Source organism: Streptomyces sp. NRRL S-646, assembly GCF_000720765.1.
GTDB lineage: Bacteria > Actinomycetota > Actinomycetes > Streptomycetales > Streptomycetaceae > Streptomyces.
The window spans coordinates 334,369-347,742 of sequence record NZ_JODC01000007.1 but is presented as its reverse complement, the minus strand read 5'-3'; the positions used below and the strand labels follow the sequence as shown (position 1 = coordinate 347,742).

Here is a 13,374-nt window from a genome sequence, read left to right as displayed (position 1 = left end):
CGAAGGGAACGAAGCTCAGATGACAGCAGGAGACCAGTCCGCCAAGGAACCCGGCGGGACGGACAGATCCGCCGGGCAGTCCCAGGCGCAGGTCGCGCTCGCCCCGGCGCCCACAGCACCGGACGCCGACACCGGCAACCAGGCTGCCGCGCAGACGGGCGCCGTGTGGGATCAACCCCTGCCGTGGGCCGCCCCGCAGGCCGAAGGCCAGGACGAGAGCACCGCTGAGCCGAAGTCTGCGCAGGCCGAGCAGCCGGCGGCCCCGGCACCCCCTTCCGCGCAGCCGGCTGGTGACGACACCAAGGCCGACACGGAGGCTGCCGGCGAGGGGTCTTCGGTGGCACTGTGGCAGGCGGCTGTCGCCGAGCAGCAGCGCGGTGCGCACGCGGCGCCGGTTCCCACGGGGGCCGTCGCCGGTCACGCCGTCTCGAAGTGGCTTCTCGGCGTGGCCGTCGCGGCCGGTGCCCTTCTCGCGGCGGTAGGGGTGACCGAGGGACTGGGCTCGCATTCCTCCACCGCGACGGCCAAGGAGAAGCCGGAGCCGATCCTGGGCCCCGGCAAGGGCCTCGACGAGGCGGGCACCCCGACCCAGACCCCGACGACGCCTGCGAAAGGACGCCTTGCGGCAGGGGCCGGGAAGGCAGCCGCGGCAGCGCCCCCCGCCGTAGGCCTGGCGGCCGCCGACGCCCAGAACGGTCACACCCCCTCGTCAGGGCACCCCGCCGCGGTCTCACCCCAGAAGGCCGCGGCCAAGTCCTCGACGGCCGGGCAGAGCAGCTACCTCTCCGTACGGACCTCCGTGACGTCCCCCAACGACTACTGGAGCCAGAGCAACGTCAGCGTCACGACCACCAAGAAGCTCAGCGCGCTCAAAGTCGTCCTGCACGTGGCCCAGACCGGCGGCGTGGCGAACACCGGCGTCTGGACGTCCCTCGGCGGCAAGGTCACGGTGCACACCGGAAGAGCCTCGGACGGCGGAGCGGACTACGTCGTGACGCTCAACGCGGGCATCACCCTCGACCCCGGAACATACGTCTTCGAGTTCCAGTACAACCACGACAAGGGCACCCGCGACACGGGCCACGACATATGGGCCGTGGTGACCACCGCCGTCGGCGACAGCAAAGAGGTGTACCAGAACGGACGTTACTGACGCCGATGATCGAACCGGGGGAGGCGCCGGACGGACGAAAGACCAGCTCGGGCGCTTCCTCTGCGCTTGGGCGATGCCGGCTCGGCGACGATCACTCGTCCACTCCGGCGGCGCGAGTGCGGGCTCTTCGCCCGGCCGTGAGGATGTCCGATCCTGCATATGGCCTCAGAATTGGCGTTATGCCCTGTTTGTTCCGGATCGGAGGCACCCATGAAGGATCTCAAGTTCGAGCAGAAGGCCTCGCTGTCACGCATTGAGGCGGCTGACCAGCTCACCGCACTTGCAGCTGCACTGAGAGAGGGCGGGGATGCCGAACTGGAAATCGGCCCCGCGACGCTGAGCCTGCGGATTCCCGACGACCTTCGCAGCGAGGTGGAAGTCGAGGTAGGCAACGGGGAGATCGAGCTGGAGATCGAGTTCAAGTGGCCGACCGCACCGAGCCGGACAGCGCCGTCGCAGCCGGCCGCAGGCACCGCCAAGGCCACGAGCAGGAAGAACGTGCCCGCCAAGCCCGGTCGGAGCGGCACGGGCACCAGCAGGGGCAAGAGCGCGAAGCGGTCCGCCACAAGAACGGCATGAGTCGTGCTGGGGGCCTCGGGCTGATGAGAAGCAGTCCACGTGTCATGCCGGTTCCGGGACGAAGGGATACAACGCGTCGGCCCCTGCCTCCACGACGCCGTAGCTGCTCTCCGGTACCTCGTTCCAGGCGCCAGGCAGGTCGCCGAGAGGTTCGGAAACGATGAGGCGGGTCTCGTCCGACACTTCCTGCAGGAAGGCCGCATCGGGGTGCAGCTTGCGCAGTGCGTCCACGCGGGTGCTGTAGAACAAAGACCGGGAAGCGCCCTGGCTCGAGTAGCGGAAGGCCCATACTCGTTCGCCGTCGGTCACGGCGATTGTCATCTGCAGCGGGAACTCCACACCGTGGTTGCGGCCGCTGCGCTCCACCACTCCCACCATCCGGGACACAGCGCCCGGCGGGTCCTGGTCCAGGCCGAGGGTGAGCGCCAGGTAGAACATCACCTCCGAGTCCGTCGTTCCTTCGATGTCGGAGTACAGCCCAGGGTCGACGAGCAGGGACAACTCGCGACGCATGAGGTGGAAATCTGTGATGACGCCGTTGTGCATCCACATCCATCGGCCGTGCCGGAACGGGTGGCAGTTCGTCTGCTGCACCGCCGTGCCGGTCGTCGCCCGTATGTGGGCGAAGAACAACGGGGAGCGGACATGATCCGCGATCTCCCTCAGGTTGCGGTTGTTCCAGGCGGGGCCGACGTCCCTGAACAAGGCCGGGGTGTCGATACTCTCCTGCGAGTACCACCCGATGCCGAAACCGTCGCCGTTCGTCGTCTCGACACCCAGTTTGGAGTGGAGGCTCTGATCGATCAGCGAGTGGGCCGGTTTGTAGAGGATGGTGTCGAGAAGCAGGGGTGTTCCCCAGTAAGCGAGCCATCGGCACATGAGCGATCACCTGTGTTCCCAGCTGCACCTGCGGGACTGCGCTGATGTCCCGCCCGCGGCGCCCGGAGTCTTCAATGAGTCCGCCGGTCACCTGGCTGCCGCACCCCGCTGCTCTGCCGGCTCGGCTCGAGGGCACTGAGGATGGTGGGCGTCCCTCGCGCCGGCGGCGACGCCGTCTCCGATGATCGGGTGGCTCTTGTTCCGATCTCATTTTCGCCTCTCTCGCCGCGCATCGCCATGCGGGCGCGGATCGGACGGCCATCGCTCCGAGCACGGGGAGATGGAGCCGGCCATGGCTGTGCTGCCAGTCGGCGGGCGACAGTCCGGATCCGACACGTCGGCATACATCGGTGGCCGTCCGCGACGCATCGACGTGGTATCTCAGCACCGGCATGTGCCGGACGGACCCGTGGGGTCGTACACAAAGGAGACGCGCCGGCGTGCGGCGCATAACGGAAAACACGGAACGGGCGAACGCGTGGAGGCGGCACCTGGGGGGGAGCGACCCGCGCAAAATCCTGCGGATCCGCTCCTGACACACTTGTCGCCCTCGACACATCGACAAGGCGACGGGACAGGTGGGACGGGGTGCGCTCGCAGGGCACGCAGGAACAGCCGGACATCACCGTCGTCATGGCGGCGCGGGCCGGGGACCGGCAGGCCTCGGAACAGCTGATACGTGACTGTCTGCCGTTGGTCTACAACATCGTCGGGCGGGCGCTGGACGGTCACAGCGACGTCGACGACGTCGTCCAGGAGACGATGATGCGGGTCCTGGACGGGTTGCCCGGACTGGAGCAACCGGATCGGTTCCGGTCCTGGCTCGTCGCCATCACCGTGCGGCAGATCCGTGACCGGTGGCGCAGAGGGCGCACCGGGCTCACTGCGGACCCCCTGGAGGAGAAGGCCCAGGAGCCGGACCCGCAGGCCGACTTCTCCGAGCTCGTCATTCTTCGGCTTGCGCTGTCGGGCCAGCGGCGCGAAGCGGTGGAGGCGACCCGCTGGCTGGAGGACGAGGAACGCGAGGTACTCGCGCTGTGGTGGATGGAGAGCGCCGGTGAACTGACCCGCGGCGAGCTCTCGGCGGCCTGCGGCCTCACACGTCGGCATGCCGCGGTCCGAATCCAGCGGGTCAAGGAGCGGCTGGAGGCGGCGCGCACAGTGGTACGTGCCGTGACGGCCTCGCCACGCTGCCCGGACCTGACCGCCCTGCTCTCCTCATGGGACGGGCGGCCGTCGGCGCTGTGGCGCAAGCGGCTGGCACGCCATGTCCGCGACTGTCCGCAGTGCCTGTCGAGCTCGTCCGACCTCATACCGGCGGAGGGGCTGCTGGCCGGCCTCGCGCTGGTGCCTGTGCCGCTCGGCCTGGCCGGCCTGGTAGTGGCCAGGGTGCTGAGGGCGGACTCGGCAGGGGCGACCGTCGGCGCGGGCACCCGGACGGCGAGTGGTGCAAGCCGTACGGCGCGGACGATCGGCAAGCTGGCCGCCAAGCCCGCGGCGGCGGCAGCCGCAGGTGCCGTGACACTCGCGGCCGCAGGAGTGGCCTGGTACACCGTCGCGGGGTCTCACGAGCCGGCCCCGCGGCCCGCCGCCGCGGCCCCGCTCTCGCCCGCCGCCTCGTCCGTGCCGCCGACCCCGAGAGCGTCCGCCTCCCGGACACCGGCACCCACGTCAGCGCCGACAGCAGTCCCGGCGACGACGGCTGCGGTGCGGTTCTCGGGACGGCACGCCCTACGGTCGGTCGACAACCCCGGCGACTACGTGAGCCAGTCCGGCCGGCTCGGCATCCTGGGGCCGGTCGGCGCCACCAGCTCCGCGGCCACCCGGCAGGCGGCCACCTTCACCTTCGTTCCCGGCCTGGCGGACTCCCGCTGTTACTCACTCAGGGACGCCACCGGCAGGTATCTGCGGCACTACGCCTTCCGCATCCGGCTGGACAGCGACGACCGATCCGCCCTCTTCCGGAAGGACGCCACCTTCTGCCCCCGTTCCGGTTCCATGGCCGGTTCGGTCTCCCTGGAGTCGTACAACTACGCCGGTCGCTACCTCCGCCACCGGGGCAACCTCCAGCTGTGGCTCGACCCCTCCGAGAACACCGCTGCCTACCGGGCCAGTCGCTCCTTCGTCCTCGTGGCGCCCTGGACCTGACACGGAACGGCCCTGCTCTGAAACTCGCGTGACGCCAGGTCAGGCCGATGGGACGCGCCGGGGTGTTCCGTGGCGGCGGGCTGTGCCCGAGCGGCACGGCCCGTGGGTCACGCTCCCCCCGCTTCCACCGGTGGGCTCTGGGCGGCACGTTCGGTTGGATGCTCCAGGTCGAGCAGGCGAGAGCGGATGCGGCCCCAGGGCAGGCATCGTCCATCAGGTCGGGATCAATGCATTGCGTCGAGGGCGGCGAGGATGTCGGCCGGTTCGGCGCGGGTGGTGTAGTCGGTGTCGACGAAGGACCAGCGGATGACGCCGTCGCGGTCGATGACGTAGGTGGCGGGCAGCGGGAGCGTGCGCGGGTGGCCGTCGTTGACACGCTGGAGGTCGAAGCCGAGCTTGGCGTAGACGGCGGCGAGGTCGTCGGGGAGGTCGAAGGCGAGGCCGTACTGCTTGGCGGTGTCGGAACCGATGTCGCTGAGGACGTCGAAGGCGAGGTCGTGCTTCTCCGTCAGGGTGAGGGACTCGTCGGGGATTTGCGGGGAGACGGCCACCAGGCGGGCGCCGCGGGCAGTGATGGCCTCGTGGTGCTGCTGGAGTGAGCGCAGGGCGATGTTGCAGTACGGGCACCAGGCGCCGCGGTAGAAGGTCAGCACGACCGGGCCGTCGGTGAGCAGGTCGTCCAGGGCCAGGGTGTGTCCGGTCGCGGTGGGGAGATTGAAGCGTGGGGCTTGGGCGCCGACGGTCAGGGCGCGGTCGGCCTGGCCGGAGTCGGCGAGTTCCTGGCCGGCTCGCTGCATGACTGTCCGGATCTCGGCGGGAATCTGCTGCTGACGTGCTGCGTAGAAAGCGCGCAGTTCGGTGTTGAGGGTGGTCATGGTGCTCGTTCCTTGTGGTCGGTGACTCGGGCGGGACCGGTCAATCTTGAAATGACCGTTCCAAGATAAGGGTGTTCGTGGTCCACCGCCAGCCCGTACGGAGGTGCGAATGGGCGGAGGTCGGTGAAGGGATGACGGTCGGTCAGGGTCAACGCCTTGATGAACGCGGCGAGTTGGACTGCGCGATGGGTGAGGTGTCGGCGAAGGTGGGAGGGCTGGGACCCGTTCAGGAGCGCCCGGCGGGCTGCTGCGTGCCTGCCGAAATCTTTGCGGCGTGCTGAAGCGGAAGTATCTTGGAACCCTCATTTCAGGATAGCGGGGTGGGCCATGCCCGACATCAAGCACTTCGATCCGGATGCCACCCTGGAGACCGTGGTGCGGCTGTTCTGGCGGCAGGGCGTGGCCTCGACCGGGATCCAGGACGTGGTGAGCGCGACCGGGCTCAACCGTTCCAGCCTGTACGCCACGTTCGGCGGAAAGCAGGAGCTCTACCTCGCGGCGTTGCGCCGCTACCTCGAACAGCGATCCCAGCCGGTGTTTCGGCGCCTGGCCGAGGACGAGCGGGGTCTGCCGGCCGTCTCCGAGTTCTTCGCCGGCCTGATCGAGGCGCGCTGCTCGGGTGAGTACGCCCGCTGGGGCTGCATGGTCTCCAACGCACACGCCGGGGTCGAGAACAGCGATCCGGACGTGCGTGCCCTCCTGGACCGGCACCACCGGGAGCTGCGCGAGGCAATGTACGCGGCGCTGGTAACCGCCGAGCGCCGGGGGCAGCTTGCCCCAGGGGCCGCCCCCGATGCTTCCGCGGATCTGCTGGCCCTGCTCGCCTATGGCGTCAACCTGCGCTCGCGTGCCGGTGCTGACGCCGCGACGTTGCGAAAGACGGTGACCGCCGCCCTGGACTCGCTGGGTGTGAGGACGGCCGCGTAGGCATCCGCGGGCCCGGCTCTCAACCGGGGTTGAGCGCAGGTGAAGTGCCCGTACGGACGACGGAAGCCGGCACGGCTTCAGCTCCGCCGTCGTCGTCTCCCTCGCGGCGGTCCGCCGGAGCGGCTCACCGTGGCCCGTCGGCAACGCCAGCGGCCCGGTTCCGCCTGCCCTGACGGACCCGGGCCCTGCTTGCGGCTTCGGCGGCTAACTCATCGCACCTCCCGCGCGTACGGCGCGACCACGATCCGGTCGATCAGCGGTGCGTAGCGGGAGCGGAGCAGTACTCCCGGGAAGGTGTCCGAGGCGTACGTCGTGCCGTCGAAGTTCGGCAGTTCCTCGGAGTGGAACGCGATCGTGTTCTGCCCCTTCTTCAGCTGGACCGGGACGGTCAGCTCCCAGAAGTTGTCCTGGTGGAAGGTGTGCGGGAAGCCGACGCGCTGCATCTCGCCGCCGTTGACGGTGAGGTCGGCGTGGCGGGCGAGCGGGTCCGGGTTGTAGTGCGTGGCCTCCGACTGCTCCGGGTTCGAGTAGCGGATGCGCAGCGCATACAGGCCGGCCTTGTCCGCGGCGACGGTGAACGTCGCCGTGTTGCCGTTGCCCGGGTCGCCGCCGATCCCCGTGATCGCCGTACCGTCGGTCGCCAGGGGCAGCGAGGTCAGCGTGGTCGAACCCGCGAGCTTGGCGTCCTGCGCCTCGTACGTGCGTGCCTTGAGCGTGCCGTCGGTGGGGGTGACCGTCAGCCGGTCGACGAGGGTGGCGGCCGAACCGCCGGTCACCGTCACCTTGTTGAGGCCGCCCGAGAGGGAGACGGCGACCTCGTGCCTGGCCTTGCTCACGTTCAGGACGTCGTGCCCGTTGACCGCCAGGCGTGCGTCTGCGGCGCCGAGGGTGTCGACGTCGAGGGTGGCCTCGCGGTCGGCGGGGGAGTAGACCCAGAACGTGGCGGTCTGGCCCTTCGTGAGCCGGGCCGCTCCCGAGCCCGTGGCGGGGGTTCCGGCCTGCTTCGGCAGGTCGTAGACGGGCCGCGCCCCGCCGCCCAGCCAGGCCAGCTCGCCCTCGTACACCTCGGTGGCTGCCGACGGGTCCGGCAGGGACAGGGTGAGGCGGTCGACGATGGCGTCGCCCTTGGTGGTGCGCTTGCCGTCGAGGCTCTTCGCGGCGAGCGTCAGGGTGTGCCTGCCCTTGGTGAGATGCACCTTGGTGTCGGTGTGGTCCCACACCACCCACTTGTAGCCGAGCGGCAGGAAGAGCTCCTGCTCGCTGTCCGCCTTGCCGTCCACGCGCAGGAAGACGTTGGTGGGGCCCTGCTCCTTCACCTTGTCGAAGGTGTTCAGGGAGTTGGCGAAGGCGCTCAGGTCGTACATGCCGTCCTCGGGGACGTCCACGGCGAAGTCGAGTGTGACGTCCGAGCCGGTGCGCAGGCCGCCGACGTCGTAGCCGCCGGAGGTGTAGAACTTCGACACGTCGCTCGTCGAACCCTCGGGGCCGTTCTTGGAGTAGCCGGCCCCCGTGTGGGCTGCGTCCTCCGCCTCGTACGACCCCTGCCAGCGCACGGGCGCGGACTGGGTGCCCTTCGCCTTCCCGGCCGGGCTGAGGACGATCTCGTACGCCGAGGACTCCTTCAGCTTCGGCAGGGTGCCGTCGCCGAAGTCGACGACGGCCGTCCCGTCGTCACCGACCTTGAGGTTCGTCTCCGTCAGCAGCTTCGGGCCGGAGTTGTCGCCGACCTGCCCGCTCCAGTCGATCTCCCGCACCCAGGCGTGGACCTGGTCCCCGAAGACCTTCTTGGGGACGCCTGCGAAGGTGATGTGGCCCTTCCCGGTCGAGCCGCCGAAGATCAGCCGGGCCTGCTTCTTCTTCTCGTCGAGGGTGGCCACGCCCTGCATGGTGTAGTTCTGGCCCGGGAACGGCGGCGTCACCTTCACGGTGTGCCCACTCATCGAGGCGTACGAGTGCAGTAGCCACCACTGGCCGTTGCCGCGGTTCGACTGCACCGCGGAGTCGGAGAGGTTGCCGTCGATGTTCCAGTATGCGATGTCGGCGTCCACCTTGGACTCCTCGATCGCGGACACCCACTGGACCATCTGGCCGGGGACGGAGGTGTGGTAGTTGAAGGCGTACTCGTTGATGTTGATGGGGAGTCGGGTTCCTTCGCGGGCGGTTCCCTTGAACAGGTCCTTCTCCCACGCCCGGTACTTGGCCACGCTCTCGCGCACCGCCTCCGGGTGGCTCAGCTCGTGCCAGGTGATCACGTCCGGGAGGGTGCCGGCGGCCAGTGTGTGGGTGAGGAAGCCCTTCACCTGGTCGTACAGGATGCTGGTGTTGGGACCGGCGACGCGGGCCTCGGGCATCTTGCCCTTGATGAGCCTGTAGGCGGAATCCCAGGCGGCGAAGTAGTCCTTGGGGTCGTTCAGCCAGCTGACCTTGTTGTAGCTCCACTCGCCGGTGCCGAACATGTTGCCCTCGGGCTCGTTGAACGGCACGAAGACGATGTTGTCCTGGTACTGCTTGGGCAGCTTCAGGACCTGGTCGACCTGCTTGGCGATCTTCTCCTCGTAGAGCTTGAGCTTCTCCTCGGGGGTGCCGCCGGGCCACTCGTACGGGAACCCGCGGTGGATGTCCGTCATGTAGATGTACACGTCACCATCGGTGGAGTCGGCCAGCGGCTTGACCACGTCCAGCGCGTCGGCACCCGGGTGCTGCGGGCCGTCCTGCGCCTTGGTGGAGACGGTGCGCAGACCCATGCCCTCGAGGAGGTTGTTGGTGGGGACGCCCGGTCCGTACACGCCGTAGAGGGTGCCGGAGGCACCGCCGTGGAACCTGCCGGTGTCCGAGCCGAGATCGACGGTCAGGGCTCCCTCGCGGACCACGGTGACGGTCGCCTTCACGGCCTGCCCGGCGGCGGTTCCGGCCACCGTGAAGGTGCCCGGCCGGCCGTACTTCTCGGCCGGTACGGCGTCCCAGGTGACCGGTGTGTCGCGGTCGTAGCCGTCGGAGAAGGAGGAGCGGACCGAGGCGGGCAGGGAGGGGGCCGTCCCGGTCGTCGTACGGACCTCGAAGGACGTCTGCGAGAGCTGCTGGAGAGTGGGAAGGGTTCCGACCGTACCGGCCACCTGCTCGGCGGTGAGCGCCGAGTGCCAGACCGTGAAGTCGTCGACCGCGCCCTTCAGCAGCGGGTCCGGGTAGAAGGACTTGCCGATGTAGCCGGCCGCGGTGGCCGAACCGTCCAGCAGATCCTTGGCTTTGACGTTCGTCGCGGAGGAGGAGACCGCCACGCCGTCGAGATAGGTGGTGACCCGGTGGGCGGCGGTGTCGAGGGTGACGGTGACGGTCCGCCAGCCGTCGGCGGGCAGCGGCGCGTACCCGGATACCTGCGCCTCCGCGCCCCCTCCGCCGGTGGTCACGGCGGTACGCAGCACGCTGCCGTTGTACGGCGTCGTGAACAGGTACTTGGTGGTGTCGGTGCCCAGATCGAAGATGCGCTGCCAGGCCGACTTGTCGCCGCTCCACTTCACGCGGGCCGAGACCGTCAAGTCGCTTGCGTCCCCGAGCACTTCGCGGGGCAGACGGACGTACGCGCCGTCCGAGGTGGGTGCCCCGCCGGGCAGCGACAGTGCCTTGCCGCCGTCCGGGCCCGCGACGGACTGGGCGGTGGAGCCGTTCACCAGGGTCGCCGTCAGCCCGTTGCCGGAGCTGTCGGTGATCCTGCCGGAGTCGAGGTCGTCCTGGTCGAAGGTGTAGTGGGCGGCGGGCTGGGGCGTGTCGGCTGCCTGCGCGGGGACGGCCGGTGCGGCCAGCAGGCCCGCACCGAGAGCCAGCACCATGGCGGCCGGCGCCCGGCGCCGGGCGGATCTGTCAGCGGATGGCATGGATTGCGTCCTCAATCCTTGTGTATCGGCGTGACGGCGTATCGGCTTGGCGGTGTGTCGTCTCGTGTGTCGAACCGGTTCGCTCCGCTCCCGTTCGCCGCGGATGCGAGGGAGCTCGTCCGGTCGGCCGGGGCGGAGGCTGCACCTGCCCGGAGAGGGGGTGGAACCGGCCCACGGTCGTCGGAAGGATCACTTCATCGAACCGGTTCGGCAAGCTAGCACCGGGAATCCCGGCCAGCAATCCCCTGGACATCAAGAAAAGCGGGACCTTCGAACGGGCTGGAAAGTGTCGCCAGGGGTGTTGACAGGCGTCCGGTCAGTTCCTACCTTCACTTCACGCGAACCGGTTCGACAACCGGCTCTCGCTCTCCGTTCCACCCCACACCTTCACGTCCGGCGAGTACTCTCTCCACCGAGGACTCGAACCGGTTCGGGCAAGGATTCCGAGCAAGGAGCCGCCGTGAACATCGGAGAGATCGCCCGCCGGGCGGGTGTTTCGCGGAGCACCGTCTCGTATGCGCTGAGCGGCAAGCGTCCGGTCTCGGAAGACACCCGTCGGAAGATCCAGGAGGTCATCGACGAGCTGGGCTACCGGCCGAACGCCAGCGCACGTGCCCTGGCCAACGGGCGGACCAGCACGATCGGTCTGGTGTTTCCGCCGGCCGGGAACCACTACACAGGTATGCAGCTGGACTTCATCGGCAGTGTGGTGGAGGCCGCCGCGGCCTACGACTACGACGTACTGCTCTCCCCGAGCGGCGTGGACAGTGACCGCTCGTTCCAGCGGCTGCTGGGGGAGCGGCGGGTCGACGGCGCGATCCTGATGGAGATCCGGCTGGAGGACGACCGGGTGGACCACCTGGCCGACCTGGGTTTCCCCTCTGTTGCCATCGGGCGTACCGCCCATCCGGAAGGCGGCTGGTGGGTCGGCCTGGACCACACCGCGCTGGCGGCGGCGTGCGTCCACCACCTGGCGGACCTCGGCCATCGCCGCATCGCCTTCGTCAACCGGCCCGAGCAGCTGTTGCGGGCCGGGTACGAGTCCGCGCACCGGGGGCTGGAGGGGTTCACGAAAGCCGCGGCCGAGCGTGGGCTGACGGTGCGGACGTACTGCTGCGGGGACGACCCGGCGTCCGGCCAGGCCTGCCTGGAACAGATCCTGCGCGACGACCCGGCCACCACCGGCCTGGTCACCCTGAACGAGGCCGCCCTGGGTGGCCTCTACCGGGGGCTCGCGCACGCGGGCCGTCATGTGCCGCGTGACTTCTCCGTCACCGGGGTCGTCGCCAGCCGCTGGGCGGAGACGGTGACCCCGCAGCTCACCGCGGCCGACGTACCGGCGGAGGAGATGGGCCGACGTGCCGTCGACCTGCTGGTGGAACGGCTGGACCATCCCGACGCGCCGCCCCGCCACCACCTCCTCGCCCCGCCGATCTCCCTACGGGCCAGCACCGGGCCCGTCACCGCGCCCTGACCCCACCCGCGTAGTTCTCCTCAACTCACCTCACTTCACCGGACGTTCACACCGCTCGACAGGGCTCCGTCCGTCATGCCCGCCTGTCCTCGCCACGCCAGGACAGGCCTGTACCACCCATGCCTTCACTCACCCGTGCCTTCACCCACCCGTGCCTTCACTCACCCGTGCCTTCGGCACCCGCATGCCCAGAACAAAGGAACCCTCGCCATGAACAGCTCCTCCAGACAGCGTCGTCTGACCGCCGCGGCCGTGACCGCGCTCGCCGTGGCCGTCTCCGCCACCGCCTGTTCCTCCGGCTCGGGCAGTACCGACACCAAGGGTGCCGGCGGCGGCACGTACACGATCTGGGACCCGTACCCGCAGTTCGACAAGACCTCGGACTGGGCGAAGCTGCTGGACCAGTGCGGCACCAAGGCCGGCGTGAAGGTCAAGCGCACCGCGTTCGACACCAGCGACCTGGGCAACAAGACGCTGCTGGCGGCGCAGCAGGGCAACTCCCCGGACGTCCTCATCGTCGACAACCCGGTGGTGTCCACCCTCGCGGAGGCGGGGGTGCTCACCACGACCGACGACAACAAGCTGGACACCTCCAAGGTGGATCCCAACCTGCTCGCGGCCGGCCAGTCGGGCGGCAAGACCTACGGCACCCCGATCGGCGCCAACACCCTGGCCCTGTACTACAACAAGGAGGTGCTGAAGAAGGCCGGCGTGGACGTCGCCTCGATCAAGGACTGGACGTCGCTGACGGCGGCGCTGGCCAAGGTCAAGAAGGCCGGCAAGAAGGGCATCACCTTCTCCGCGATCGGCACCGAGGAGGGCAGCTTCCAGTTCCTGCCCTGGTTGTGGGGCGCGGGTGCCAAGCTGACCGAACTCGACTCGGCCCAGGCCGTGTCCGCGCTGTCCTTGTGGAAGGACTGGCTGAAGCAGGGCTACGCGCCGAACTCGGTGCTCAACAACACCCAGACCACCAGCTGGCAGGAGTTCGCCAGCGGCGACTACGCGTTCGCCGAGAACGGCACCTGGCAGCTGGCCAATGCCAAGAAGGCCGGCTTCGGCTACGGCGTGATCCCGGTCCCGGCGGCCACGGGCGGCACCGCGGCTGCCCCGACCGGCGGCGAGTTCGTGACCGTCCCGGTCCAGAAGGACACCGGCCGCTACGCCACCTCCCAGAAGCTGGTGACCTGCCTGACCAGCGGCGACAACCTCAACGCCACCGACACCACGCTGTCCTATGTGGCGCCCACCAGCGAGGTCCAGGACAAGCAGGTGGCCGCGAACGCCGACCTGAAGCCGTGGGTCGAGGCGGTCAAGGCGGCCAAGGGCCGTACCAGTGACGACCTGGGCACCAAGTACCCCAAGATCTCCGAGCAGATGTGGAAGGCCGTCCAGTCCGCCCTCAGCGGCTCCAAGTCGCCCAAGGACGCACTGAGTTCGGCGCAGGCCGCGGCCAAGTGACATGAGCCCGAT

Annotated in this window: 9 protein-coding genes; 6 read left to right on the top strand and 3 right to left on the bottom strand. The window is 69.2% G+C overall.

The window, feature by feature from the left end:
• Positions 1 to 19 precede the first annotated feature (19 nt).
• Together IH68_RS51765 and IH68_RS0117080 are read left to right on the top strand one after the other, a co-directional pair.
• Positions 20 to 1,153 (top strand): hypothetical protein, encoded by a 1,134-nt coding sequence (locus tag IH68_RS51765; RefSeq protein WP_051833503.1) that lies wholly within the window; start codon positions 20 to 22, stop codon positions 1,151 to 1,153.
• 210 nt (positions 1,154 to 1,363) lie between these two features.
• Positions 1,364 to 1,732, top strand: a complete 369-nt coding sequence (locus IH68_RS0117080; RefSeq protein ID WP_030935799.1) for an amphi-Trp domain-containing protein — start codon at positions 1,364 to 1,366, stop codon at positions 1,730 to 1,732.
• 42 nt (positions 1,733 to 1,774) lie between these two features.
• Here IH68_RS0117080 and IH68_RS0117075 read toward each other — a convergent pair whose 3' ends face one another.
• Complete coding sequence (locus tag IH68_RS0117075) at positions 1,775 to 2,611, bottom strand: class II glutamine amidotransferase (RefSeq protein WP_030935796.1); 837 nt, start codon at positions 2,609 to 2,611, stop codon at positions 1,775 to 1,777.
• Positions 2,612 to 3,199: 588 nt separating this feature from the next.
• On the opposite strand from IH68_RS0117075, the gene IH68_RS0117070 reads away from it, so the two are divergent.
• Complete coding sequence (locus IH68_RS0117070) at positions 3,200 to 4,759, top strand: sigma-70 family RNA polymerase sigma factor (protein WP_030935793.1); 1,560 nt, start codon at positions 3,200 to 3,202, stop codon at positions 4,757 to 4,759.
• A gap of 224 nt (positions 4,760 to 4,983) precedes the next feature.
• Here the strand turns inward: IH68_RS0117070 and IH68_RS0117065 are convergent, their stop codons facing one another.
• The gene (locus tag IH68_RS0117065) at positions 4,984 to 5,634 is read right to left on the bottom strand and encodes a peroxiredoxin-like family protein (protein WP_030935791.1); all 651 of its coding nucleotides are present in this window, start codon (positions 5,632 to 5,634) and stop codon (positions 4,984 to 4,986) included.
• Between the two features lie 327 nt (positions 5,635 to 5,961).
• Here IH68_RS0117065 and IH68_RS0117060 point away from each other — a divergent pair, with 327 nt between their 5' ends.
• Complete coding sequence (locus IH68_RS0117060; protein ID WP_030935788.1) at positions 5,962 to 6,561, top strand: TetR/AcrR family transcriptional regulator; 600 nt, start codon at positions 5,962 to 5,964, stop codon at positions 6,559 to 6,561.
• Positions 6,562 to 6,770: 209 nt separating this feature from the next.
• Here the strand turns inward: IH68_RS0117060 and IH68_RS0117055 are convergent, their stop codons facing one another.
• Entirely contained in the window at positions 6,771 to 10,385 is a 3,615-nt protein-coding gene (locus IH68_RS0117055; RefSeq protein WP_030935786.1) for a LamG-like jellyroll fold domain-containing protein, read from the bottom strand.
• Between the two features lie 505 nt (positions 10,386 to 10,890).
• Here IH68_RS0117055 and IH68_RS0117050 point away from each other — a divergent pair.
• Complete coding sequence (locus IH68_RS0117050; RefSeq protein ID WP_030935785.1) at positions 10,891 to 11,904, top strand: LacI family DNA-binding transcriptional regulator; 1,014 nt, start codon at positions 10,891 to 10,893, stop codon at positions 11,902 to 11,904.
• Positions 11,905 to 12,114: 210 nt separating this feature from the next.
• On the top strand, positions 12,115 to 13,362 hold the full coding sequence (locus IH68_RS0117045; RefSeq protein WP_030935782.1) for a sugar ABC transporter substrate-binding protein: 1,248 nt from the start codon (positions 12,115 to 12,117) through the stop codon (positions 13,360 to 13,362).
• The last annotated feature ends 12 nt before the right edge of the window (positions 13,363 to 13,374 follow it).

What these genes read in the sequence shown, in the direction of transcription:
- IH68_RS0117065 (WP_030935791.1), bottom strand. Translation starts at nt 5,634, where the DNA reads ATGACCACCCTCAACACCGAACTGCGCGCTTTCTACGCAGCACGTCAG.
- IH68_RS51765 (WP_051833503.1), top strand. Translation starts at nt 20, where the DNA reads ATGACAGCAGGAGACCAGTCCGCCAAGGAACCCGGCGGGACGGACAGA.
- IH68_RS0117045 (WP_030935782.1), top strand. Translation starts at nt 12,115, where the DNA reads ATGAACAGCTCCTCCAGACAGCGTCGTCTGACCGCCGCGGCCGTGACC.
- IH68_RS0117080 (WP_030935799.1), top strand. Translation starts at nt 1,364, where the DNA reads ATGAAGGATCTCAAGTTCGAGCAGAAGGCCTCGCTGTCACGCATTGAG.
- IH68_RS0117060 (WP_030935788.1), top strand. Translation starts at nt 5,962, where the DNA reads ATGCCCGACATCAAGCACTTCGATCCGGATGCCACCCTGGAGACCGTG.
- IH68_RS0117075 (WP_030935796.1), bottom strand. Translation starts at nt 2,611, where the DNA reads ATGTGCCGATGGCTCGCTTACTGGGGAACACCCCTGCTTCTCGACACC.
- IH68_RS0117055 (WP_030935786.1), bottom strand. Translation starts at nt 10,385, where the DNA reads ATGGTGCTGGCTCTCGGTGCGGGCCTGCTGGCCGCACCGGCCGTCCCC.